22 protein-coding genes are annotated in these 23,027 nt (G+C 64.6%); 15 read left to right on the top strand and 7 right to left on the bottom strand.

What is annotated here, in order from left to right; genetic code table 11:
* Both WG908_RS11585 and WG908_RS11590 read left to right on the top strand, forming a co-directional pair.
* Window positions 1–132: a hypothetical protein gene (locus WG908_RS11585; RefSeq protein ID WP_340186734.1), complete on the top strand. Its 132-nt coding sequence runs from the start codon at window positions 1–3 to the stop codon at window positions 130–132.
* 124 nt (window positions 133–256) lie between these two features.
* Window positions 257–871: a sigma-70 family RNA polymerase sigma factor gene (locus WG908_RS11590; RefSeq protein ID WP_340186735.1), complete on the top strand. Its 615-nt coding sequence runs from the start codon at window positions 257–259 to the stop codon at window positions 869–871.
* 20 nt (window positions 872–891) lie between these two features.
* On the opposite strand, the gene WG908_RS11595 is transcribed toward WG908_RS11590, so the two are convergent.
* Window positions 892–1,233 carry a hypothetical protein gene (locus WG908_RS11595; RefSeq protein ID WP_340186736.1) on the bottom strand — a complete coding sequence of 114 codons (342 nt, stop codon included), beginning with the start codon at window positions 1,231–1,233 and terminating at the stop codon, window positions 892–894.
* 128 nt (window positions 1,234–1,361) lie between these two features.
* Here WG908_RS11595 and WG908_RS11600 point away from each other — a divergent pair, with 128 nt between their 5' ends.
* Genes WG908_RS11600 through WG908_RS11615 form a run of 4 tightly spaced genes read left to right on the top strand, consistent with a single transcriptional unit; the run spans window position 1,362 to window position 8,239 of the window.
* A complete protein-coding gene (locus WG908_RS11600) occupies window positions 1,362–2,750 on the top strand; it encodes a TIGR03013 family XrtA/PEP-CTERM system glycosyltransferase (protein ID WP_340186737.1) in 1,389 nt (462 codons plus the stop codon).
* Between the two features lie 13 nt (window positions 2,751–2,763).
* Window positions 2,764–4,845, top strand: a complete 2,082-nt coding sequence (gene prsK, locus WG908_RS11605; protein ID WP_340186738.1) for an XrtA/PEP-CTERM system histidine kinase PrsK — start codon at window positions 2,764–2,766, stop codon at window positions 4,843–4,845.
* Window positions 4,845–6,206, top strand: coding sequence for a PEP-CTERM-box response regulator transcription factor (gene prsR, locus WG908_RS11610; RefSeq protein WP_340186739.1), 1,362 nt, complete (start codon window positions 4,845–4,847; stop codon window positions 6,204–6,206). Before prsK ends, prsR begins: the two co-directional genes overlap by 1 nt.
* On the top strand, window positions 6,206–8,239 hold the full coding sequence (locus WG908_RS11615) for a tetratricopeptide repeat protein (protein ID WP_340186740.1): 2,034 nt from the start codon (window positions 6,206–6,208) through the stop codon (window positions 8,237–8,239). The genes prsR and WG908_RS11615 overlap by 1 nt, the downstream gene beginning before the upstream one ends.
* Window positions 8,240–8,359: 120 nt before the next feature.
* Here WG908_RS11615 and WG908_RS11620 read toward each other — a convergent pair whose 3' ends face one another.
* Window positions 8,360–8,707, bottom strand: coding sequence for a GntR family transcriptional regulator (locus tag WG908_RS11620; protein WP_340186741.1), 348 nt, complete (start codon window positions 8,705–8,707; stop codon window positions 8,360–8,362).
* Window positions 8,708–8,778: 71 nt separating this feature from the next.
* Window positions 8,779–9,357: a nitroreductase family protein gene (locus WG908_RS11625; protein ID WP_340186742.1), complete on the bottom strand. Its 579-nt coding sequence runs from the start codon at window positions 9,355–9,357 to the stop codon at window positions 8,779–8,781.
* Window positions 9,358–9,477: 120 nt separating this feature from the next.
* Between WG908_RS11625 and WG908_RS11630 the strand changes: the two genes are divergently transcribed.
* The 9 genes from WG908_RS11630 to WG908_RS11670 all read left to right on the top strand — a co-directional run bounded on the left by WG908_RS11630 (window position 9,478) and on the right by WG908_RS11670 (window position 19,890).
* Complete coding sequence (locus tag WG908_RS11630; protein ID WP_340186743.1) at window positions 9,478–10,998, top strand: peptide MFS transporter; 1,521 nt, start codon at window positions 9,478–9,480, stop codon at window positions 10,996–10,998.
* Window positions 10,999–11,056: 58 nt separating this feature from the next.
* Complete coding sequence (locus WG908_RS11635; protein WP_340186744.1) at window positions 11,057–11,488, top strand: CoA-binding protein; 432 nt, start codon at window positions 11,057–11,059, stop codon at window positions 11,486–11,488.
* 57 nt (window positions 11,489–11,545) lie between these two features.
* Complete coding sequence (locus WG908_RS11640) at window positions 11,546–13,819, top strand: molybdopterin cofactor-binding domain-containing protein (protein ID WP_340186745.1); 2,274 nt, start codon at window positions 11,546–11,548, stop codon at window positions 13,817–13,819.
* 2 nt (window positions 13,820–13,821) lie between these two features.
* Window positions 13,822–14,787, top strand: a complete 966-nt coding sequence (gene hemH, locus WG908_RS11645; protein ID WP_340186746.1) for a ferrochelatase — start codon at window positions 13,822–13,824, stop codon at window positions 14,785–14,787.
* Window positions 14,788–14,820: 33 nt separating this feature from the next.
* Complete coding sequence (gene phbB, locus WG908_RS11650; protein WP_340186747.1) at window positions 14,821–15,543, top strand: acetoacetyl-CoA reductase; 723 nt, start codon at window positions 14,821–14,823, stop codon at window positions 15,541–15,543.
* 38 nt (window positions 15,544–15,581) lie between these two features.
* Window positions 15,582–15,890, top strand: coding sequence for a ribbon-helix-helix domain-containing protein (locus tag WG908_RS11655; protein WP_340186779.1), 309 nt, complete (start codon window positions 15,582–15,584; stop codon window positions 15,888–15,890).
* 85 nt (window positions 15,891–15,975) lie between these two features.
* Entirely contained in the window at window positions 15,976–18,273 is a 2,298-nt protein-coding gene (locus WG908_RS11660) for a TonB-dependent receptor (protein ID WP_340186748.1), read from the top strand.
* A 179-nt stretch (window positions 18,274–18,452) separates the two neighbouring features.
* Window positions 18,453–19,196, top strand: a complete 744-nt coding sequence (locus WG908_RS11665; protein ID WP_445326714.1) for an energy transducer TonB — start codon at window positions 18,453–18,455, stop codon at window positions 19,194–19,196.
* Window positions 19,197–19,206: 10 nt separating this feature from the next.
* Window positions 19,207–19,890, top strand: coding sequence for a Fe2+-dependent dioxygenase (locus tag WG908_RS11670; protein WP_340186749.1), 684 nt, complete (start codon window positions 19,207–19,209; stop codon window positions 19,888–19,890).
* Between the two features lie 8 nt (window positions 19,891–19,898).
* Here the strand turns inward: WG908_RS11670 and WG908_RS11675 are convergent, their stop codons facing one another.
* The 4 genes from WG908_RS11675 to WG908_RS11690 form a co-directional block, all read right to left on the bottom strand.
* Window positions 19,899–20,771, bottom strand: coding sequence for an FAD:protein FMN transferase (locus WG908_RS11675; protein ID WP_340186781.1), 873 nt, complete (start codon window positions 20,769–20,771; stop codon window positions 19,899–19,901).
* 95 nt (window positions 20,772–20,866) lie between these two features.
* Complete coding sequence (locus WG908_RS11680; RefSeq protein WP_340186750.1) at window positions 20,867–21,727, bottom strand: DUF4198 domain-containing protein; 861 nt, start codon at window positions 21,725–21,727, stop codon at window positions 20,867–20,869.
* A 19-nt stretch (window positions 21,728–21,746) separates the two neighbouring features.
* Window positions 21,747–22,280, bottom strand: coding sequence for a DUF2271 domain-containing protein (locus tag WG908_RS11685; protein WP_340186751.1), 534 nt, complete (start codon window positions 22,278–22,280; stop codon window positions 21,747–21,749).
* 12 nt (window positions 22,281–22,292) lie between these two features.
* The gene (locus tag WG908_RS11690; protein ID WP_445326710.1) at window positions 22,293–22,937 is read right to left on the bottom strand and encodes a PepSY-associated TM helix domain-containing protein; all 645 of its coding nucleotides are present in this window, start codon (window positions 22,935–22,937) and stop codon (window positions 22,293–22,295) included.
* Between the last annotated feature and the right edge of the window lie 90 nt (window positions 22,938–23,027).

Genomic DNA, 23,027 nt, shown 5'->3' on the forward strand with positions numbered 1-23,027 from the left:
ATGGCGGAACCGGAACAGCACATCTCGACGGATGATGCGCGCAGTGGTTCGACTCCGCACATCGTCCGTTACGTCCTCGCAATTTCACTTGGCCTTGCGATTGTCGGCATGCTCGTTGTGCTTTGGCAGTGATTTCCAGGGATCAGACAGGATTGGTGGTTAGTGGGTGACAATCTATTGTGGAACGGACGCGGTTGGCGCTACGGCGGCATCTGTCTCGCGTTCGCGTGCGTTGGCATCTGGGAAGGTCGCCTGGATGGCTGAGGATTTGCCGGATCAGGAACTGCGCGAAGCGCTTTCCGATGCCGATTTCAAGCGTGAGTTGACGACCGTCATTCCGCATTTGCGTGCGTTTGGCCGTTCCCTGTCGGGAAATCGCGACGTCGCCGACGATCTGGTGCAGGAGACCCTGCTCAAGGCCTGGGCGGCGCGTCACCGGTTTCAGGCAGGGACCAACATGCGCGCCTGGACGTTCATCATCCTGCGCAACCATTATCTTTCGCAGATGCGCCGCTCGCGCTTCCGGGGCGAGTGGGATGACCTGACCGCCGACCGCCTGCTCGCGGCCCCCGCCGGGCAGGACAAGCATGTCGAACTGAGTGACATGCAGCGCGCGCTTCTTCAACTCCCCCAACCCCAGCGAGAAGCACTGATCCTGGTGGGAGCGGGGGGCTTTGCCTATGAGGAAGCTGCGGAAATCTGCGGCGTCGCCGTGGGTACGATCAAAAGCCGGGTTGCGCGCGGTCGCACGGCGCTGGAGCAAATATTGCAGGGCGGCGACCTGCCGTCGCGTCGCGGCCATGAAGTATCGCAGGCTGGCGTCCTGAGCGAAATCATGGAAGATGTGGATCGGCTCAGCCGGGGGCGCTGATCGACGGAACATAGCCCGATTCATGCGGGTTGATGTTCTTTGAATGGCCGATCACCAGGGGAGGCCGTAACGGTCGACAGCAGCAATAACAACCGCCGCGCCGGCAACGGCGGGGTAATCTTTGCCATCATCGCATTGGCGCTTGTCCTCGCGATCGGTTTTTTCTTTCTGGTCGAACGCGCGGATAATTCCGATCCTGCCGAGGCCGTGACGGAGGCGACGCGATCGATCGACGACGGCGCACGAGTCGTTGGCGATGCCGCACGCAATGCGGCAGATACCCTACGCCGTCGCGACTGACGCGGTGTGCGCCGGCCTTTCTGGCCGGCGGCATCCATCTGACCGGCTCGGTCCTTCAGCATTTATTTGCTATTTTGAGGCAGCATCGTCCTACTGTCGGAAATGCTTACACGCGCTGTAAGGCATGACGACGGCGTAAAGGCCCGTCGCGTCTCCGCAATGGAGTAGCGGGCGAAACAAGTGCGGGACGATGATCAGGCTGTTCAAACATTATGTGCCGCATGCCGTGCTGCTGCTGGGCCTGCTCGACCTGGTACTGCTGCTGTGCGCGGCGGAAGCCGGCTGGATATTGCGCGCGCGCGAAATCGGCATGGACATAGATCATGTCATGACCCGAATGGGTCCCTTGCTCAGTTTCGCCGTCGCGCTGCAAACCGCGATGATCGCGGTGGGCGTCTATGGCACCGAATCGCTTCAGTCGATCCGCTATGCGCTGGCGCGGCTGATGGTAGCGATTTCGCTCGGCGTCATCTTTTTGTCTGTCATGCACTTCCTGCTGCCGAGTATGACCTTGTGGCGTTCCAATTCACTCTACGCGATGGGGCTGGCCTTCTGCCTGCTGGTCGCGGTGCGGTTGCTGCTGGGCTCGATGCTGGGGGGCGAAGCGTTCAAGCGACGACTCATCGTGCTCGGCGCGGGCAACCGCGCCAACCGCATAAAGGATCTGGAGCTGCGGCCCGGATCAGGCTTCCTGGTTGTCGGTTATATCGGCATGAGCGATGGCCCTCATGTCGTGCCCGAAGCGATCAATCGCAGTGCTATCTACAATCTCGCCGACTTCGTGGTGAAGCTGGGGGCCAGCGAAGTGGTGCTGGCGCTGGAGGAGCGGCGCAATGCGTTGCCGCTGTCCGACCTGCTGCGCATCAAGACCACCGGCGTCCATGTCAACGAGATATCGACCTTTCTGGAGCGCGAGACCGGCCGGGTCGATCTCGACAGCGTTAACCCCAGCTGGCTGATCTTTTCCGATGGTTTTTCCGCCGGACGTCGGATTTCCAGCATCGCCAAGCGCCTGTTCGACATCGCTGCCAGTGCCCTGCTGCTGGCGCTGACCGGCCCTGTCATCCTGATCGCCGCCATCCTGGTCAAACTCGATTCCAAGGGCCCGGCTTTCTATCGCCAGCAACGGGTGGGCCTGTTCGGCCAGGAATTCTGGATCGTCAAGCTGCGCACCATGCGGCAGGACGCCGAGGTCGAAGGGCAGGCGGTCTGGGCCGAGCAGGACGATCCGCGCATCACGCGCCTCGGCTATTGGTTGCGAAAGCTCCGCATCGACGAACTTCCGCAGACCTGGACCGTGCTCAAGGGCGAAATGAGCTTCGTTGGTCCACGGCCCGAGCGCCGCCAGTTCGTCGATGATCTGGAACAGCATCTGCGCTATTATGCCGAGCGCCATATGGTGAAGCCGGGCATCACCGGCTGGGCGCAGATCAACTACCCCTATGGCGCTTCAATCGAGGATTCGCGCAACAAGCTCGAATATGATCTCTACTACGCCAAGAATTACACGCCCTTTCTCGATTTCCTGATCCTGATCCAGACCGTTCGCGTCGTGCTCTGGCCGGACGGCGCGCGCTGAGGACGGGGCAGGCATGAGCGCCCTTCTGCAATTTGTCGGCAATGGCGGCCATGCGCTGGCGGCGGCGCTGTTCGCGGCGCTTGGCATCTATGCGCTGCGCCGGGGGCATGGAACGCCCGAACGCACGCTATTGTCCGCCGCTTTGCTGCTGACCGCCTGCTGGGCGCTGTACATTGCCTTTGGCGGCGTGGAAAAGCCGCTGTCCGGGCTGATGGAAAGCGTCCGCAACGTTGCATGGCTTTTGTTGATGTTCGTCATGCTGCGGCGCGGGGAGGGCGCCCGCTCGGGGCGTCTATGGGCGATCAGCGCGGTTTATGCGGTTCTGGCCGGCCTGATCGCGACCCAATGTTTCATCGATGTCATCTGGCGCCAGCTCGATCCGCTGGGAGACCTTCATCGTTCGCTCGTCACCGTTTCGCTGACACTGCGGATGATGACGGCGATTGGCGCGCTTGTCCTGGTCCACAATCTTTTCAGCGTGTCGGCACCCGAAGGACGATCGCGCATCGCCCTGTTGATGGGCGCGCTGGCGGCGATGTGGACCTATGATCTCAACCTCTATGTGATCGGCTATCTGGCTATCGAGCGCGCCAACGAACTGTACGCGCTGCGTGGCCTGGTCGTGGCGATGCTCGCCCCGGTCCTGGCAATCGGCCTGCACAAGGATGTGGCGGGCCGCCTTCGCCTGTCGCGCACCGTCACCTTCCGGTCGCTGTCGGTGGTCGCGGTCGGCCTGTATGTGATCCTGCTCGCAGCGGCGACGGCCTTGATCGAACTGGTTGCCGGCCCCTTTGCGCGCCTGATCGAAATTGGCGGCCTGTTCGTCATGGCAGTGGCCGGCCTGTTGCTGCTACCCTCGCGCCGGCTGCGCGCCTTGGCCAAGGTGCAGGTCGCCAAACATTTCTTCCAGCATCGCTACGATTATCGCGCTGAATGGATGCGCTTTGGCGATACCATCGGCCAGCCCGGCGACGATGCCGCCCCCCTGGGCGTGCGAGTGGTCAAGGCGGTTGCCGATATCACCGAATCCCCGGCGGGCATGCTGCTGCTGCGCGACGACACGGGCGCGCTCTCGCTGGAAACCCAATGGAACTGGGTGGGCGATCTACCACCGTCGCCCTCCATGTCGGACAAAGACGCGCAAATTCTGGAAGACAGCGGCTGGATCGCCGATCTCGATGGCCTGGCGGCAGGGCGCGGCAGGATCACGCCGCCCGGCTGGATGGTTGCCGATCGCCGGATATGGGCGCTGGTGCCGCTCATTCATTTCGGCCGGCTCACCGGAGTCATCCTGCTGGCGCGGCCCGCCGTCGACCGGCGGCTCGACTGGGAGGATTTCGACATGCTGCGCGCCGCCGGCCGGCAAGCGGCCAGCTATATCAGCGAAGCGCAGGGGCAGCAGGCGCTGGATGACGCGCAGCGCTTCGAAGAATTCAACCGCCGCTTCGCCTTCATCATGCACGACGTCAAGAATCTGGTCAGCCAGATTTCGCTCGTTGCCCGCAATGCCGAACGCCATGCCGATAACCCTGCCTTTCGCGCCGACATGGTGCTGACACTCAAGGATTCGGTCGGCAAGATGAACGAATTGCTCGCCCGGCTGTCACAGCATCATCGCGTCCGCCCGGCCGATCCTGTACCCATGTCGCTTCGCGATGTCGCCGCCGTGGTGATCGCGCGTGCCCGCCAGCATCGCGTCACCCTGTCGGGCGATGCGCCGCTGGTGCTCGCTGATCCGGCTCGCGTCGAACAGATCCTCACCCACCTGATCCAGAATGCGATCGACGCCAGTGCAGGCGGCCATCCTGTCGAGGTGCGGCTGGGGCGGGAAGGAAGGCAGGCCCTGGTCGATATCATCGACCAGGGTTGCGGCATGAGCGCGGAATATATCCGCCGCGAACTGTTCAAGCCATTTTCCTCCAGCAAGGCCGGCGGCTTTGGCATCGGCGCGTTCGAGGCGCGGTCGCTGGCGCTGGCGCTGGGCGGCGGCATCGACGTCGAAAGCCGACCGGACGCGGGAAGCCGTTTCACCCTCCGCCTGCCGCTCGCTGCTGCTGATCTCGACGCCAAATCCACCGAAGTGAAGGCCGCCTGATGACCGACACGCGCCCCAAATTGCTGATCGTCGAGGATGATCCCGGTCTGCAGCGGCAGCTGCGCTGGGCCTATGACGATTACCAGTTGTTCATCGCCGGCGACCGCGAGGAAGCGATCGAATTGCTGCGTGCTCATGCCCCCGACGTGGTGACGCTCGACCTTGGCCTGCCACCCGACCCGGACGGCACCAGCGAAGGCTTTGCGACGCTGGCTGAAATGCTGCGGATCAAGCCCGACATCAAGGTCATCGTCGCATCGGGCCACGGCGCGCGCGACAGCGCGCTCAACGCCATAGCCGGCGGCGCCTATGACTTCTATCACAAGCCGGTCGACATCGACGAGCTTGGCCTCATCGTCCGGCGCGCCTTCCATGTGCATGCGCTTGAACGTGAAAACGCCCGCCTCGCCGACACCGCGCCGGACGATGCCAGGGTGCTCGGCAGCCTGATCACCGCCGCGCCCGAAATGCTCAAGGTCGCCCGCACCATCGAACGGGTGGCCAGCGCGCAGGTCTCCGTGATGTTGCTGGGCGCCAGCGGCACGGGCAAAGAACTGCTCGCGCGCGGCCTGCATGACGCCAGCCCGCGCCGCGACGGTACCTTCGTCGCGATCAATTGCGCCGCCATTCCTGAGGCATTGCTCGAATCAGAACTGTTCGGGCATGAACAAGGCGCCCGCGGCGATGCGGTCAGGACGGTGCCGGGCAAAATCGAGCAGGCGCAGGGCGGCACGCTCTTCCTCGACGAGGTCGGCGACATCCCGCTGCCGCTTCAGGTCCGGCTGCTGCGCTTTCTTTCGGCGCATGCGATCGAGCGCATCGGCGGCAGCCAGCCGATCGCCATCGATACGCGCATCGTCTGTGCCACTCATCGCAACCTGCCCGAAATGATCGTGGCCGGCACCTTCCGCGAAGATCTCTATTATCGCCTTGCCGAGATCGTGGTGCGCATACCGCCGCTGCGCGACCGCCCCGGCGATCCCGCGCTCCTCGCCCGCCATTTCCTCACCCGCTTCGCCCGCGAAATGAACCCGCAGGTCAAGGGCCTCGCCCCCGATGCCCTCGCCGCGCTCGACGGCTGGACGTGGCCCGGCAATGTGCGCGAACTGGAAAACCGGATGAAGCGGGCGGTCATCATGGCTGACGGCAAGCTGGTGACAGCCGCCGACCTCGACCTTGAAGGCCAGGACGACGGCGGCGACATGATCAATCTCAAGGCTGCGCGCGAAAGCGCCGACCGCCGCGCCATCCGCCGCGCCATTGCCCGTACCCAGGGCAATATTTCCGGCGCGGCCAAGATATTGGGGATCAGCCGCCCGACCCTCTACGACCTGCTCAAACAATATGAGTTGCAGGCCTGATGTCGCGCAAGCGGATCATCCTGCTGGCTGGCCTGGTCGCCCTGCTGCTCGGCGTGGCCGCCATATGGCAAACGACCTTGCGGCTGTCGGACGGGCGCGGCGCTTACGCGCGGGCGATCTCCGCGCTGGATGCAAGCGATCCCCGGACCGCGCGGGTCGAACTGATGAACGCGATCAAGGCCGATCCCCGCTCACCCACCATTCGTATCGCGCAGGCCCGCGCGCTGCTGGCGCTTGAGGACGGCGAGGGCGCCGCCGTCGAAATAGACCGCGCGATCCAGCTTGGTGCGCCGCGCGGCGGGACCCGGCTGCTCATGGCGCAGGCGCAGTTGCTTCAGGGTGACGCCGACGCCGCCCTGCGCCAGCTCGCCGCGCCCGACCGCCAGCAGGATCAGCCGGCTCTTGCCGCCCGGCTGGAGGGGCGCGCAGCATTGATGCTCGGTCGCCTTGCGCAGGCGCGCGCCGCCTTTAATCGCGCGCAGCACCTCAGCCCGTCCGATGCCGAAACATGGGTCGATATCGGCCGCTATTACATCGCTGCCGGCGATCAGGCAGCGGCGATCGCGGCCGCCGACCGCGCGGTCGCGCTCGCGCCTTCCAACGTAAAGGCGCTGACCCTGCGCGCCGAACGCACCCGCGATCAATATGGCCTTGCCGCCGCGCGTCCGTGGTTCGAACGGGCACTGGCGATTGATCCCGCCGCTGTGCCCACGCTCATCGAATATGCCGCGACGCTGGCTGACATGGGTGAAGCGCGCCACATGCTCAGTGTCTCGCGCCGCATCCTCTCGTTGCAGCCCGATAACCCGCGCGCCTGGTTCATGCAGGCGGTGCTTGCCGCTCGGGCCGGGCGCGAAGATCTTGCGCGCGGGCTGCTCGCCCGTACCGAAGGGCGGCTCGACAATCAGCCCGCGACCATGTTGCTGCGCGGTGTGCTGCACCTTGCGGGCGGCAACGGGGTGCTGGCGGCCGAAAGCCTTGAAAGGCTGGTCGCGCTCCAGCCCGATAATGATCAGGCCCGCCTGCTGCTGGGACGCGCCTATCATGGCGCAGGGGACCAGGACGCGGCCGCCGCCACGCTGGCCCCGCTCGTCGTGCGCGCCGATGCCGACCCCTATGTCCTGACCCTGGCTGCCAGGGTGCAGGAAGCGCGGGGCGACCGCTCCCTCGCCGCTGACATGCTGAACCGGGCCGCATGGCCCGCACGCGCCTCGACCAGCCCCTTGGGCAGCGACGGGCGAATCCTTGCTGCCGGACCGCCTGCCAGCGCCGCGACCGCCGTCGACAATATTCCGTATATCCGTGCGTTGCTGAACGATGGACAGGCTGGGCAGGCGGTCGATCGTGCGCTTCTGCTGGCGGCGGCCAATCCCGGTGCTCCCGCCGCCCTGATCGTGCTGGGCGATGCCCTCGACGCTGCCGGCCGCCCCGCGCAAGCCGCCCGTCGCTATGAAACCGCCGCGAACATGCGGTTCAGCCAGGATGTCGCCATTCGCCTCGCGGCCGCGTGGCAGCGTGCCGGCGATCCGGCACGCGCGCGGCAGGTGCTCGACCTGTTTCTGGGTCAGAATCCTGCGAGCCTGCCCGCGCAGCGCCTTGCGGCCGCGCTCCGCCTCGATGCGCAGGATTGGCGTGGCGCGCGCCGAATGCTGGAGGGGGTGCGCGCCCGGATCGGCAATCAGGATGCGATGCTGATGGCTGATCTTGCCCGCGCCACGCTGGCCATGGGTGACCGTCCTCGTGCGCTTGCCTATGCCGCTCATGCCTGGCGGCTGATGCCCGCCAGCCCGATGACCGCCGACATTTATGGCTGGGCGTTGACCCAGGCCGGCGGGAACGGCCAGCGCGCCGTCGACCTACTCGAACAGGCCCGCGCCATGGCGCCCGGCCATCCTGTTATCCAGCTTCATCTGGGGCAAGCCTATGCGGCGATGAGGCGCCGGAGCGAGGCGCGGACCGCTTTGGCCCGCGCGGCCGCCGTACCTGCCTTTCCCGGCCGTGCAGAGGCGGTGGCGGCCCTGGCCGCGCTATAGCATGATCCGAATGTCACGCTCGCGCAGACCGTTCCGAACGATCTGAAATTCACTGCCATTTGTAACGCCCGCGCGTGGTGCGAGACGTCAGTGCCAGATATGCTGTCGAATTGCCCCGACTCAGGCCTCCAGCCGCTCGGTCAGTTCATCCAGCCCGATTCCGAGCCGCTGCATCTGGGCCGCGACCGGTGGCCACACCGTCTCCATGAAGCGCGCGCGTTCATGGTCGCGCAGCCGCCGGGTCGCGCCGGGCGCAACGAACATGCCGATGCCGCGCTTGACGATCACCAGCCCGTCATCCTGAAAACTCTGATAAGCCTTGGCCACCGTCAGCGGGTTGGCGCCCTGCTGCGCAGCGAATGCGCGAACCGAAGGCAGGAGATCGCCGTCGTGAAATTCGCCGTCCAAAATGGACGCAGCGATCGTTTCACGCAGGCGCAGATAGATGGGTTTGGAATCTTCAGCCATAGTGCATCACTGACATAATACAGCTCGACACGTCAAGTTATTGATGAACCCAATAGGGCGGGACAGCGAAATTATCTGTCCCAGACACTGACGATCTTGTCATAATCTGGCCTGGGCCGCTCCTGAAGCGGTCGGGCAGGGGTGCCAATGAAGATGAAGCCCGCGATTCGTTCGTTGCTGGTGGCAAAGGCGTCGCGCACAGCCGGAGCATAGGCGGGCCACCCCGTCAGCCAGCCTGCGGCAAAGCCCATCGCATGCGCCGCATGCAAAAGGTTCATCGCCGCCGCCCCGACCGACAATTGCTGTTCCCACAAGGGTATCTTGCTGTCCGCAACCGGCGCGGACAGCGCCACTACCAATGTCGGCGCCTGGTGGGCGAACTGGTGCATCGCGTCGATTTCCGCTCGCCCCGCGCCCGGCACCTCCGCGCGATAGGCATCCTCCAGCAGCGTCGCGAGCTTTGCCCGCTGCGGCGCGGTCACGATTACGAAACGCCATGGAGCCAGCTTGCCATGATCGGGAGTGCGCAGCGCAACGTCCAGTATCGTGCGAAGCTGGTCCGCATCGGGGCCGGGGGCGATCAGGTCGCGGGGCTTGCCCGATCGGCGGGTTTGCAGCAGCGACAGCGGAGAGGAAAGATCGTTGAACATCGTCCTTCCATGTCGTCACGGACCGCCTGACGCAAGAGTGCCCGTGCTTTTTGACAGGCGGGCTGTTTCCGCTAGTCTGACCAGCCGCGCGCTCGCGGCAGACCCCGGGAAAACGACAAGATGGCAGCATCGGCGCAGGACAGGATGGACGGGGGCACGCCAGGCGGAGGCAAGACCTGGTTGGGCCATCCCAGGGGCCTGTTCCTGCTGTTCTTCGCCGAAATGTGGGAGCGCTTTTCCTATTATGGCATGCGCGCGATCCTGATCTTCTACCTCACCAAGCATTTCCTGTTCGGCGAGGATCGCGCTTATCTGCTCTATGGCGCCTATACTTCGCTGGTCTATATCACCCCGGTGATCGGCGGCTATCTGGCCGACCGCTTCCTGGGCGCGCGCAAGGCGGTGCTGGCCGGCGGCTGCTTCATTGCGTTGGGCCATTTCCTGATCGCGATGACCGAAGGACCGGGCGGGCAGGACGCTTTCTACCTCAACGGCTTCTATCTCGCGCTCGCCTCGATCATCGTCGGCACCGGCTTTCTCAAGGCCAATATTTCGGTTCTGGTGGGCGAACTCTACCCGCGCGACGACGCGCGCCGGGACCCCGCCTTTTCGATCTTCTACATGGGGATCAACATGGGCGGAATGCTGGGGCCGATCATCTGCGGCGTGCTGGGCGAAACGATCGGCTGGTCCTGGGGTTTCGGGGCGGCGGGCGTGGGCATGTTGCTTGGCCTTGTGACATTCGTCTGGCTGACGCCCTGGCTGCTCGGCCGGGGCGAACCGCCGGCGCCCCAGATATTGCGCAGCCCGGTGGTGGCGGGCGTGTCGCAGGAATGGATGATCTATGCAGGGGCGGCGGTTGGCGTCCTTGGTATCTGGGGGCTGATCCGCTATGCCGAGGCGCTGGGGTTCGCGCTGCTGGGCTTTGCGATCCTGACCATCGCCTATATCCTGTGGCGCGCGGTGTTCACGCTGCCCCGCATCGACCGCGACCGGATTTTCGCCGCGCTGTTCCTGATCGGGCTGAACCCGCTGTTCTGGGGATTGTTCGAACAGACCGGATCATCGCTCAACATCTTTACCGACCGCAATGTCGATCGCGCGATGCTGGGCATCACCGTCCCCGCTTCGGTGTTCCAGTCGGTCAACTCGGTCTTCATCATCCTGTTCGCGCCCTTGTTCGCCCTGCTGTGGACCTTTCTCGATCGGCGGCGGCTGGAACCTTCGTCCCCCGCCAAGTTCGGCATCGGCCTTATCCTTTGCGGCGCGGGCTTCCTGGTCCTGGTCGGCGGAGCGGCGGCGGCGGGTGAAAACCTCACCCCGGTGATCTTCGTGTTCCTCATCTACCTGCTCCACACGGCGGCCGAGCTTTGCTTTTCGCCTGTCGGCCTGTCTGCGATGACGCGCCTGTCGGTCGGCAGCATGGTCGGGCTCATCATGGGCACCTGGTTCCTGGCCATGGCCGCGGGCAATTTCATCGCCAGCCTGATCGCGCGCGCCACCGGCGGCGAAGGCGGCGGCGACGTGGCGCAGGTACTCGATATCTACGCGCGGATCGGCTGGTTCGCCGTCGTCGTCGGGGTGGGGGTCTTGCTGGTGGCGCCCTATGTCAAGCGGCTGATGCATGCAGATGCGTCATAGGATGCTTGCAGGTCATGGCGACCGCGCCCATGTTGATTGGCCACAAGGAGATATTTCGATGCCGCTGACGCAAGCTGACGATATTGCGCGACTGCTGAACGAGACCCGGACGATTGCTCTGGTCGGCATCTCCGACCGCCCCGACCGGCCAAGCTTCACCGTCATGAAAACGCTTCAGGATCACGGCTATCGCGTCCTGCCGGTCAATCCTCAGATCGCGGGCGAACATGTTCATGGCGAATTCGTCTGGGCCAGCCTTGCCGACATCGGCGTGCCGATCGACCTGGTCGATATTTTCCGCAACAGCGATGCTGCGGGCGCGGCGGTCGACGATGCAATCGCAGCGGGGGCAAAGGCGGTCTGGATGCAACTCGCCGTCGTCGACCATGCCGCCGCTCAAAGAGCCGAAGCCGCGGGCCTCAAGGTCGTGATGGATCGTTGCCCCGCGATCGAGATCCGTCGGCTCGGCCTTTCGCCGGTGGAGGCATAATCGAGGCGGCGTCATTCCGGCTTTGCACGCGTGCTCTGCCCTCCTATCAAGCATGACATGGCGCGCACATCGCTGAGGCGAGACAATATCCCAACGAAAAATGGCGTCAGCCGCCGGGCGTTGCTTGTGGGCGGTGGCGTGGCGGGGGGACTGATGGTCGCCTGGGCGCTCTGGCCACGGGCCTATGCGCCCTCGCTTAACGCCGCGCCTGGCGAAACCATATTCGGCGCGTTTCTAAAGATCGACCGCACCGGGCAAATCATTGCGATCGTTCCGCAGACCGAGATGGGACAGGGTATAACGACCGTCCTGCCACAGATACTTGCGGATGAACTGGGCGCGGACTGGCGCACGGTGGCGGTCCAGTCGGCGCCCATCGGCCCGCTCTATGCCAACAGCCTGCTGGCGCGCGAATGGCTCGCCAGCGACTGGACGATGCTCGGCGGCGGTCTTGGGGACTGGGCGATCAATCAATATGCGACTCGCACCGCCCTGATGCTGACAGGCAGCGGAACATCGGTCCGAATGTTTCGGGAAGCCTTTCGCGACGCTGGCGCGGCAGCGCGAGTGCTGCTTTGCAAGGCCGCGGCGGCGCGCTGGGACGTTCCGTGGGAAAGCTGCGACATTCAGGATGGGATCATCACCGACGGCGAAAAGCGCCGATTGCGCATCGGCGATGTGGCAGCGGACGCGCCGCGCTTCGATTTGCCGTCCATTCTGCCGCTGCGTCAGGGCATCGAAGGTCGCCTCGTCGGGCGGGATTTGCCAAGAATAGATACGCCCTCAAAGCTTGATGGCAGTCATAATTTCGCCGCTGATGTTCGCTTGCCCGACATGGTCTATGCGTCGATTCGGCAGGGGCCGATCGGCGACGCGGTGTTGGCAAGAGCGGACGAGCCGGCCGCGAGAGGCGTGGCGGGACTGCTGAAATTCGTGCGGCGCAAGCGTTGGATCGCGGCGGTCGGAGTCAATTGGTGGGCGGCGAACAAGGCGCTCGACCTGGCTGACCCGGTGTTCACGGTCGCAGGCCCGCTGATCGACAGCACCAGCATCGACAATGCGCTCGAAGCCGGTTTCGCCAGCCCGGAGGGACGGCGTCTGTTCCGGCAGGGCGACCTGTTGCCTGTGTTCGATGGCGCGACCATCCTGGCGAGCGAATATCAGGTCGATGCGGCGCTGCACCTCAATGCCGAGCCGGTTTGCGCCACCGCGCGGGTCGGCGATGACGGCGCGGAGATATGGGTCGCGACGCAGGCGCCCGGCCTGGCGCGTGCCGCTGTCGCGCGGGCGCTGGACATCTCGCCCGGCGCCGTGACGATTTATCCGTTGCACGCGGGCGGATCGTCGGGGCGCAGGATGGAGCATGAGGCGGCGGCGCAGGTCGCGGTGCTGGCGCGCGAAATGGGGCGGCCGGTGCAACTATTGTGGTCGCGCCTCGAAGATGTGGTGCAGGATCGCCCGAGCGCGCCCGCCCATGCCCGGATGGCCGCGAAGCTCGGGCGGGGCGGCACGATCGAGGGCTGGCTGGCCAAGGTCGCAGCGCCCTGCGCCGTCAGCCAGAGCTGGGCACGGGTCGCCCATGGCAAACCGCCGCATGAGGCCGCCGCCCAGGCGGCGAGCCAGGCCAGCCGGCTGGCGCTGTCAGGCATGGTGCCGCCCTATGCGATACCCAATTTCGCGGTCGACCATTATCCGGTCGATGTCGGCCTGCCGATCGGGCTGTCGCGGGGCAATGCCGATGTCCATGGCGCGTTCTTCACCGAATCCTTCATCGATGAACTGGCGCATCTGGCCGGGATTGAACCGATGTCGTTCCGCATCCAGATGCTGGGTGGCCAGCCGCGCCTTGCCCATTGCCTGACGACAGCGGCGGCGATGGGCGGATGGCAGGGCGGCATTTCGGGCAGCGGGCAGGGGATCGCCGCGCATATGATGCACGGTTCGCATGCGGCGGTGCTGGTCGAGGCGGGCATCGACAATGGCAAGCTGGCGGTGACGCGGATCGTCGCAGCTGTAGATTGCGGCGATCAGATCAATCCCGATATTGCACGGCAACAGATAGAAAGCGGCCTGATCCAAGGGCTGGCCCTCGCCATGGGCGCTTCGGTGCCTTATCGCGGCGGCCTGCCGACCCGCGCGGTGCTGGGACGGATGGGCCTGCCGCGTCTCGATTCCATCGGCGAAGTGACCGTCGAGTTGATCCGCAGCACGGCAGCGGCCGGCGACGTCGATGAAATTGCCGTGCCGCCGGTCGCGCCGGCCATCGCCAATGCGCTATTTACCGTAACCGGCCAGCGATTTCGCAGCCTGCCGCTGCTGGCACAGGATTGAATATGGGCCGCATCGGCGTTCTGCTCATCAACCTTGGCACCCCGGATGCGCCAACCCCTGGCGCAGTGCGCCGCTATCTGGCCGAGTTCCTGTCCGACCCGCGCGTCGTCGAAATCCCGCAGATTGTGTGGCAGCCGATCCTGCGCGGCGCGGTATTGACCACTCGCCCGCGCAAGTCGGCGGCCGCCTATCGCGAAGTGTGGACGCAGCAGGGATCGCCGCTGGCGGTGTTCACCCGCGACGCCGCCGCAGGATTGCAGGCGGCGCTCGGCCCCGACGTGCTGGTTGACTGGGCAATGCGCTACGGCAATCCGTCCATCCCGTCGCGGATCGACGCTATGATGGCGGCGGGATGCGACCGCATCCTTGCCGCTGCGCTTTATCCCCAATATTGCGCGGCGACCACGGCCAGCGCCCATGACGCCGTGTTCGCGGCGATCGGCGCAATGCGCGCGCAGCCGGCGCTGCGCACCTTGCCGCCCTATTATAACGACCCTGCCTATATCGAAGCGCTGCGGGCATCGACCCAGGCGGGGCTCGATGCGCTCGATTTCGCGCCCGATCTGTTGCTGGCGAGCTTTCACGGCATGCCCGAACGCACCCGGACGCTTGGCGATCCCTATCATGATCAGGCGCAGGAAACCGCGCGGCTGCTCGCCAAGGCCATGGACCGGGAAGTACGGGTAACGTTCCAGTCGCGGTTCGGATCGGCCAAATGGCTGACGCCCGCGACCGATTCGGTGCTGGAGGATTTGCCCGCCCAGGGGGTCAAAAAGGTCGCTGTGCTGACCCCCGGTTTCGCCGCGGACTGCCTGGAGACGCTAGAGGAGATTGCGATGCGCGGTAAAGAGCAATTTATCGCGGCTGGCGGCCAAAAATTCTACCATTTTCCCTGTTTGAATGCGTCGCCTGAGGCTATGCTCCTCTATGCCCGGCTGATCGGCCGGGCACTATCCGGATGGCGCTGAATCCAGCGCATTTTTAGCAGACAGGAGAGGCGGATGAGCAGAGTTGCAGTCGTAACGGGCGGCACACGCGGCATCGGCGAGGCGATCAGCCTCGCGCTGCGAGACATGGGGTATACCGTCGCCGCCAATTATGCGGGCAATGATGGAAAGGCGAAGGCCTTTGGCGACAGGAATGGGATCAGCGTGTTCAAATGGGACGTCGGCGATCACCAGGCTTGTCTGGATGGCTGCGCGGAGGTTTCCCAAGCGCTCGGCCCTGTCGACATCGTCGTCAATAATGCCGGCATCACTCGCGACGGCGTATTGGCCAAGATGAGCTTCGATGACTGGAACGATGTGATGCGCGTCAATCTGGGCGGCTGCTTCAACATGGCCAAGGCGACCTTTGGCGGGATGCGCGAGCGCGGCTGGGGCCGGATCGTCAATATCGGGTCGGTCAACGGCCAGTCGGGTCAATATGGCCAGGTCAACTATGCCGCCGCCAAGTCCGGCATTCACGGCTTTACCAAGGCGCTGGCGCAGGAAGGCGCGAAATTCGGCATCACCGTCAATGCCATCGCGCCCGGCTATATCGACACCGACATGGTCGCCGCCGTGCCCGCCCCGGTGCTGGAAAAGATCGTTGCCAAGATCCCGGTCGGACGGCTGGGGCAGGCGCAGGAAATCGCGCGCGGCGTGGCTTTCCTGTGCAGTGAGGAAGCAGGCTTCGTGACCGGCAGCACGATGTCGATCAACGGCGGCCAGCACATGTACTGATGACACGGGGCGCCGATCCGTCCGGCGCCCGGTCGCCGATGGCTGTTCTGCCTGTCGATCCGTCGGCTTTTGACGGGCCGCTCGCCAATCGCCCTCCCTATGCGCCGCCGGTCAAGCGGAGCATCACCATTGCCGGCCACGCGACGGCGATCAGTCTGGAACCGATATTCTGGGATGCGCTGCGCGAGGCGGCGGCGGCGCGCGGCCTGCCGATCAGCGCGCTGGTTGCCCAAATTGACGTTGCGCGCCTCGCTGTGTCGCCGCCGCCCAATCTGGCGAGCGCGATCCGATGCTGGCTGTTCGACGCTTCGCGCCGCACGGATAGCGCGACCGATGTCGGCAGTTAATCAGAATGTTTCGCAATAGCGTTTGACTTTGCGAACAGCTCGCAATAGCAGGGCCCTCACAATTCAAAGGGGGTTCCCAGCAACCATGAACAAAACGACATCCGCATCCTTCCTGGCGCTCAGCTGCGTCGGCGCTATCGCTTTCGCCAGCGCGGGCCACGCGCAGGAGGCCGACAAGGGCCAGAAGCTGGGCGGCATGACCGTCACCGACACGGCGATCGATGAATCGCAAATCAAGGTCGAAAAGGTGGAATCGCCCAAATATGTCCGCCCCCTGCTCGACACGCCCCAAACGATCACGGTGATCGGCAACCAGACTATTTCCAAGCAGAACCTGCTGACGCTGCGTGACGTGCTGTCGACCGTTCCTGGCATCACCTTCGGCGCGGGCGAGGGCGGCGGCGGCTATGGCGACAGCATCAACCTGCGCGGCCAGAGCGCCAACACCGACATCAGCATCGACGGTGTTCGCGACAGCGCGCAATATAGCCGCACCGACCCTTTCAATGTCGAACAGATCGAAGTCACCAACGGCGCGAACTCGGTGTTCGGCGGCTCCGGTTCGATTGGCGGCAACATCAACATCGTGACCAAGCGGCCCAAGGGCTATGACGAAACGCTGGTCCAGGCGGGCGTCGGCACGTCCGACTATTATCGCGCCACCATCGACAGCAATGTCCGCGCGTCCGATTTCGTCGCCGTGCGCCTCAACGCCATGTATCATGAAAATGACGTGCCGGCCCGCAACGTCGATCGCTATGAGCGCTGGGGCGTCGCGCCATCGGTCAAGTTCGGCGTGGATGGCCCGACCTCGCTGACACTGCTTTACACGCATCAGGAGGACAGGAACACGCCGCTCTATGGCGTGCCTTATTACAACAACGCGCTCTATGACGGCCCGCTGCCCGGCGTGCCCTATGGCGGCTATTATGGCTACAGGAATTTGGATCGTCAGGATCAGACGATCGACCAGGCCACCGCCATCTTCGACCATCGGTTCAGCGATCTGCTGGCCGTCCGCAACCTGTCGCGCTGGCAGCGGGTCGAACAGAAGCTGATCGTCAATCCGCCGCAGGGCACCTATTGCCTCGCCAATGGCCAGACCCCCACTGGCGTCGCCTGCGCGGCCGGACAGGTCCCCGGCACCTATTATCCCAGCGGCCCGCGCGGTGGCTTCCGCAACTCCGTCAATGATACGATGTACAACCAGCTCGACCTGACCTTCACCATCCCCGGCGGCCATTCGCTGGTGCTGGGCACATCGATGTTGCAGGAAGATTATGCACTCGATAACGGCAACGTCCTGCGCAATGCCGGCGGCGCGCTGCCCAATCCGGTGCTGGATCCGATCAGCATCAGCAACCCCAACGGCATCTATACCGGCCCGGTCAACGCGATCCGCTCGGGCCATCAGGATGGCGACCTGTTCAACATCGCCGCCTATGCCTTTGCCGCGGTCAAGATCGTCGACCAGCTCGAAATCAATGGCGGCGTCCGCTACGAACATAATCGCGCCCGCTTCCGGTCGGACACGATTGCAACGCCTGCGACCGGCGGCGCATACACGACCGGCGTGCCGCAGAACGCGACCGACAATCTTTTCTCCTACCGCATCGGGCTGGTGTATAAGCCAGCCGAGAATGCCAGCCTCTATGTGGCCTATGGCAACAGCAAGAATCCGACCGCCACGACTGTCCGGTCAGGCTGCGGTCTGGCAACGGCGGCAAATCTGTTCAACGATCCGTGCATCGCCAAGCCCGAGCAGGCCGTAAATTACGAAATCGGTGGCAAGATCGACCTGTTCGACGCCAAGCTGCAACTGACGGCCGCCCTGTTCCGCAACGAACGCACCAATTACCGCGTCACCAGCAACGATCCTTTCATCGGCACGCTGCCGGTAAACGACGGCCGCAACCGTGTTGACGGGATTACCCTGGGCGCCACCGGCAATATCACCGACGCCTGGACGATATTTGCCAACTACACCTATCTCGACACCAAAGTGATCCAGAGCATTTCGGATTATCAAAAGTCGCAGGGCTTCGTCGATACCCAGGCGGGTAACCCGATGACGAACAATCCGAAGCATTCGGGCAGCCTGTTCACCACCTATACGCTCCCCTTCGGTCTGGAACTGGGCTATGGCCTGACCTATCAGGGCAGCTGGTATCTCGCCAACATCACCGGCGCGCCGATGTACAAGACGGACGATTATCTGGTGCACCGGGCGATGCTGTCCTACCCGATCACGGAAAAGTTCAGCGCCCAGCTCAACGTCCAGAACTTCACCAATGAAAAATATTATACCAGCGTCCGCAACAATGGCTGGGCCAATCCTGGCGAGGGCCGCTCGTGGGTGCTGACCCTGGGCTACAAGCTGTAAGGCGCCAACACGATTCTCCCGGTTCATGTCCCGTGCCGGGGGAATGGACGGGCGGCGGGACAGTTCTCCTCGGACCGCCGCCCGCCCGATCCTGACTATGCAATTGATTCGCATTAGGCGATGGGCTATGCGCTTCGTCAGGGTGCAGGGCACCAGCAGGGGAATGCCAGATGCTGCGCATGGCAGACAGGATGGACGAGACAGACGATATGGTCGCAATTTTCGCGCCTGTCGTCATGCCCGCGAAAGCGCCGGTCGGCGACGCGGTGGTTGCCCCGCCCGGTCGATATGGGGCGGGACGCGCGATTAATCTGCCTGTCATCGTCATGATAGTCCTGATCCATGTGGTCGCGATCACGGCAATGATCCAGGTACGGCAGCATGTCATCAAAGCCCGCGAGGCGAAGCTGACCGTCGTCAACCTGACGCCCCCGCCGCCCCCACCCGCGCAGGAGGCGCCGCCTCCACCGCCGACAAAGCCAGAAGTGGTCGCTCCGCCGCCGATCGTACAGACGCCTCGTCCGCCGGTACAGATCGCGACGACGCCGGACCCCGCCCCTCGACCGACCCCCGTCGCTTTCACGTCGACAATCGTCGCACCGGCCGCTCCGCCGGTGATGGCAGCGCCGCCCAATACCGTGCAGGCGGGCGATCTTTCGGCCCGGATGCTGTCGGGCAAGGCTCCACGCTATCCGATCGAAAGCCGGCGCAAGCGCGAGCAGGGAACGGTGATATTGTCGTTGACGCTGGGGCTGGATGGCCGGGTCGCTTCGATCAGCATCACCCGCAGCAGTGGCTTTCCCCGGCTGGATGACGCCGCGCGTGACGCGGTGCGCGGCTGGCGCTGGGCGCCCACGGTGCGGGGCGGCACGCCGGTTATGGTCAAGGGCGTGGTGGAAATCCCCTTCGTTTTGCAGGGCTGACGCACATTCCATGCTGATAGCCATTCCCGACCTGCTGGATGGCGCCGGCGTGCGAGCCGTTCGGGCGTTGATCGACCGGGCGGACTGGGTCGATGGCAATGTGACGTCAGGGCACCAGTCGGCGCTGGCCAAGCAGAATCTCCAGCTACCCGAAAACGCTCCGCAAGCACGCGAGGCGGGGCAGATAGTGCTCGAAGCGCTCGGGCGCAGCCCCTTGTTCATCGCTGCCGCGCTGCCGCTCAAAATCTATCCGCCGCTGTTCAACAGCTATGCGGGGGGACAGGCGTTCGGTACCCATGTCGACAACGCCGTGCGTATCCAGCCGGACACCGGCTTTCGCGTCCGGTCAGACCTGTCGATCACGATATTCCTGGAACCGCCGCAAGGCTATGAAGGCGGCGAACTGACAATCGAAACCAATTTCGGGGTCCAGAGCGTCAAGCTGCCCGCGGGCCATGCGGTCCTCTATCCGTCGTCGTCGCTGCACAGGGTAGAGCCGGTGACCAGCGGGCGGCGGGTTGCCAGCTTCTTCTGGCTGCAATCTATGATCCGTGACGATGGTGCGCGCCAGACGCTGTTCGATCTCGACAGCAGTATCCAGGTGCTGGCCGCCGATCGTGGCCATGGCGATGCACAGGTCATTCGCCTCACCGGGGTCTATCATAATCTGCTGCGGCGATGGGCCGACGCCTGACGCGCGGTTCAGTCGAGCATCGCCGCCAGCGTCGGGGTCATATATTCGCGCGCGCCAGATCCTTCGCGCCGAATCAGTATCGCCGCCAGCCCGTGCCGCGTCGCCACAGCCATGCCCTCGTCGGGGCCGAGCACGGTGATCGCGGTGGCCCAGGCGTCAGCGAACATCGCGCTTTCGTGCAGAACGGAAACCGATGCGACATCGTTGGCGATCGGCGCGCCGCTGCGCGGGTCTATGCTGTGCGACAGGCGACGGCCGGCCCTTGTGACGAAGCGGCGATAGTCGCCCGATGTCGCCACCGACAGGCCGCACAGCGCAACGCGCATGACCGGCACGATGAGGCCAGGCGGCGCTTCCAGATCGACCCACCAGGGCTGCAGGTCGGGCTTGACGCCTTCGCCGCGCAACTCGCCGCCTATCTCGATCAGGAACTGCGATAGCCCCATATCGCGCAGGGCGTGCGCGACAGCGTCGACCGCAAAGCCCTTGGCGATGCCCGAAAAATCGAGGGTGACGTCACCCATGCGCCGCGCCTTGCCGTCTGACAGCTCCACTTGCCGCCAACTCTGCTGGCCTGCGGGACCGGCGGAGAATGGTGCGCCGGCCGCAGGGCCAAAGCCCCAGCCATCGACCAGGCGGCCTATCGCAGGATCGAATGCGCCGTCGCTCAAACGGGCGATCTCCACTCCGGCATTCAGGACTGTCATGAACGCGTCGGGTAGCGACACCCATTCACCGATCGGAGCGCGATTGAACCGGCTGATGTCCGATCCCGCTTCCCAATTGCTCATCTGGCCGATGATGCCGGCCAGCACGGAAGTGATGATGTTGGCGCAGTGCGGCGCGGCATCGACGATGCGTGCCGACCAGCTGGTGCCCATCGTCGGGCCGGAAAGTTCGCTGATCGTCGCGCCCGGCCTGCGCCCTTCGAACTGGTCGGGGCGCAGGCCGGGCGGGATGGCGACACGCACCGGGTTCAGGGGGCGAGCACTTCGAGCGTCGAAACATAGGCGGCGCGGCGGGCCGGCGGACCGGCGAGCGCCGCTGCGGATGGCGAACCCGCGCCTTCACCCGCGCCGGGGCCACCTTCACGGTCACCGCCGACGCTGGCGTTCATCCAGTACATGCCCGGCTGCGGCCATGTGACGCTGAGCTTGCCATCTTTGTCGGTCGTCAGGTCCATCTGTCCCAACGCGTCGCGATAGCGGATGCCGCCGGGGATGATGGTGACCTTGAGGTTCGCCGCAGGCTTGCCGTCGAGCAGGAACTGGAAGCTCGCGGCTTCGCCCGACACCAGATCGTTGGGATGGGTAATGGGAACCAGCTCGATGCCGACCCCGGTGGGCTTGAATATCGTCGTGGTCGGCGCGCCCAGCGTCACGAAGATTTCGTTGCGGTTTGCCATTTCCGATGTGCGGACATTGGTTGCCCCCGCGGGAATCGCGGCCGCCAGCGTTTGCATGGTCGTGCCGCGCGGCAATCGCTCCTGCTTGCCGTTCAGCATATAGCTGCCCATGATGCCCGACGAAACGGCGGCGATGCGGTAGGTGCCCGGCTGGGTCAGGTGCACATCGAAGGTCGATCGATATTTGCCGGTCGCCGGATTTTCGATCTTACCTTCGCTGCCGTCGGGGGCGGTGACCTTCACATTGTCCGTCCGCATCGGATTATGTTCGAAATAGAACAGGTCGTTCGACACGGCGGCGTCCACCGTCACCCAGCTGTCGGTGCCCGACAGAACGGTGGAGGATGGCATCATCCACTGCCGATGACCCTGGGCGGCGCTGGTCAGCGTCAGCGCGGCAAGGGCGCAGGCGATCAGATACTTGGCTTTCATGGATAAACCTCCCTATGTTCTACTTGCCGAAGCTGAGCGCGACCGCGCCCAGTTCGCTCTTGCCGGCCGCCTTGACGATGGTGCCCGGCTTGGGCGGCCATGCAAAGGGCAGGCGCAGAAGTTCGCGGCCGCCGACTTCGCGCGCGGCTTCTATGACCAACATATATTGGCCCGGCGAGATGGCTGCGAGCGGCCCCTTGCCCGCCGAGAGGGTCAATTTCTGTTCACCGGGCGCGCGCGTCGCGCCGGTCACGCCGTCAGCGGGAAATTTCATCGTCCGGCCCGATACTCGCCACCACTGGCGAACGTCGCGCAGCCATTTGGTGCCTTCGCCATTCTTCATGTCATAATCGTACCAGACCGCCAGCGAGCGGCTGGGCGCGCCTTCGCGCTCCAGCCAGATCGCGACGTAGGGGCGATGATATTCGGCCACTGAAAGGCGCGGGATGGTGATGCTGACATTCATGGTCTGCGCGCTTGCCGGAGCGGCGAGCGCACCGGCCGCGCCGATCGCGGCGCTGCTGCCCAAGAGGATGCGGTGTCGGATGTGCATCGCGAGGTTCCTTTAGTGAATGAAGACGATGGCGAGAATGGCCGGCAGAACGAGGCCGGCAGCGACCAGCGGCCATGTGCTTGGCCGCTTGGCGGCGTGAAGTTGCAGCAGCAAAAGACCCGTCAGCGCGAACAGCACGCAAGCGACCGAGAAAATGTCGATGAACCATTTCCACGCCGTGCCGGCGTTGCGGCCCTTGTGCAGGTCGTTGAGGTAGCTGATCCAGCCGCGGCTGGTGGCTTCGCTGGTGACCGCTCCGGTTTCCCGGTCGATAGCGACCCAGCCGTCGCCGCCGGGGCGGGGCAGGGCCAGATAGATTTCGCTCGCCGACCATTCGGCCTCGCCTGACCCACGCTGCCCAATTTCGCTTTCGACCCATCGCGCAACCGGGGCGGGCAGGGGCTTCTTACCGTCGGGGGCCTTGTCGGGCGCGATCATCTTCAACAGCGGCGGCGGCAAGGCTGCGGCCTTTTCAACCGTCACCGGCGTGGCTTCGACATCGGCGGCGTGATTGAGGGTGATGCCGGTGAAAGCGAAGAGGAGCAGGCCGATCAGGCTGATCGCGGAGCTCATCCAGTGCCAGCTGTGCAGCTGTTTCAGCCAGAAGCTCTTGGAGCTTTTCTTCCGCTTGCCGGTGGAGTTGGGAATGACAGCCATCGGGGCGCGACGAATCCTGCTGATTGCGAGGCCGGTCCAATAACGCGAACGACTCGCAATTGCAAACTGGAGCGTCGGTAAAATTGTATC

This window comes from Sphingobium anseongense (genome assembly GCF_037725245.1).
In the GTDB taxonomy this organism is placed as follows: domain Bacteria; phylum Pseudomonadota; class Alphaproteobacteria; order Sphingomonadales; family Sphingomonadaceae; genus Sphingobium.

What these genes read in the sequence shown, in the direction of transcription:
- WG908_RS11635 (WP_340186744.1), top strand. Translation starts at nt 11,057, where the DNA reads ATGCCGCTGACGCAAGCTGACGATATTGCGCGACTGCTGAACGAGACC.
- WG908_RS11585 (WP_340186734.1), top strand. Translation starts at nt 1, where the DNA reads ATGGCGGAACCGGAACAGCACATCTCGACGGATGATGCGCGCAGTGGT.
- WG908_RS11590 (WP_340186735.1), top strand. Translation starts at nt 257, where the DNA reads ATGGCTGAGGATTTGCCGGATCAGGAACTGCGCGAAGCGCTTTCCGAT.
- WG908_RS11670 (WP_340186749.1), top strand. Translation starts at nt 19,207, where the DNA reads ATGCTGATAGCCATTCCCGACCTGCTGGATGGCGCCGGCGTGCGAGCC.
- WG908_RS11620 (WP_340186741.1), bottom strand. Translation starts at nt 8,707, where the DNA reads ATGGCTGAAGATTCCAAACCCATCTATCTGCGCCTGCGTGAAACGATC.
- WG908_RS11685 (WP_340186751.1), bottom strand. Translation starts at nt 22,280, where the DNA reads ATGCACATCCGACACCGCATCCTCTTGGGCAGCAGCGCCGCGATCGGC.
- WG908_RS11680 (WP_340186750.1), bottom strand. Translation starts at nt 21,727, where the DNA reads ATGAAAGCCAAGTATCTGATCGCCTGCGCCCTTGCCGCGCTGACGCTG.
- hemH (WP_340186746.1), top strand. Translation starts at nt 13,822, where the DNA reads ATGGGCCGCATCGGCGTTCTGCTCATCAACCTTGGCACCCCGGATGCG.
- phbB (WP_340186747.1), top strand. Translation starts at nt 14,821, where the DNA reads ATGAGCAGAGTTGCAGTCGTAACGGGCGGCACACGCGGCATCGGCGAG.
- WG908_RS11690 (WP_445326710.1), bottom strand. Translation starts at nt 22,937, where the DNA reads ATGGCTGTCATTCCCAACTCCACCGGCAAGCGGAAGAAAAGCTCCAAG.
- WG908_RS11655 (WP_340186779.1), top strand. Translation starts at nt 15,582, where the DNA reads ATGGCTGTTCTGCCTGTCGATCCGTCGGCTTTTGACGGGCCGCTCGCC.
- WG908_RS11640 (WP_340186745.1), top strand. Translation starts at nt 11,546, where the DNA reads ATGGCGCGCACATCGCTGAGGCGAGACAATATCCCAACGAAAAATGGC.
- WG908_RS11660 (WP_340186748.1), top strand. Translation starts at nt 15,976, where the DNA reads ATGAACAAAACGACATCCGCATCCTTCCTGGCGCTCAGCTGCGTCGGC.
- prsR (WP_340186739.1), top strand. Translation starts at nt 4,845, where the DNA reads ATGACCGACACGCGCCCCAAATTGCTGATCGTCGAGGATGATCCCGGT.
- WG908_RS11625 (WP_340186742.1), bottom strand. Translation starts at nt 9,357, where the DNA reads ATGTTCAACGATCTTTCCTCTCCGCTGTCGCTGCTGCAAACCCGCCGA.
- WG908_RS11600 (WP_340186737.1), top strand. Translation starts at nt 1,362, where the DNA reads ATGATCAGGCTGTTCAAACATTATGTGCCGCATGCCGTGCTGCTGCTG.
- WG908_RS11675 (WP_340186781.1), bottom strand. Translation starts at nt 20,771, where the DNA reads ATGGGCACCAGCTGGTCGGCACGCATCGTCGATGCCGCGCCGCACTGC.
- WG908_RS11595 (WP_340186736.1), bottom strand. Translation starts at nt 1,233, where the DNA reads ATGCTGAAGGACCGAGCCGGTCAGATGGATGCCGCCGGCCAGAAAGGC.
- prsK (WP_340186738.1), top strand. Translation starts at nt 2,764, where the DNA reads ATGAGCGCCCTTCTGCAATTTGTCGGCAATGGCGGCCATGCGCTGGCG.
- WG908_RS11630 (WP_340186743.1), top strand. Translation starts at nt 9,478, where the DNA reads ATGGCAGCATCGGCGCAGGACAGGATGGACGGGGGCACGCCAGGCGGA.
- WG908_RS11615 (WP_340186740.1), top strand. Translation starts at nt 6,206, where the DNA reads ATGTCGCGCAAGCGGATCATCCTGCTGGCTGGCCTGGTCGCCCTGCTG.
- WG908_RS11665 (WP_445326714.1), top strand. Translation starts at nt 18,453, where the DNA reads ATGGCAGACAGGATGGACGAGACAGACGATATGGTCGCAATTTTCGCG.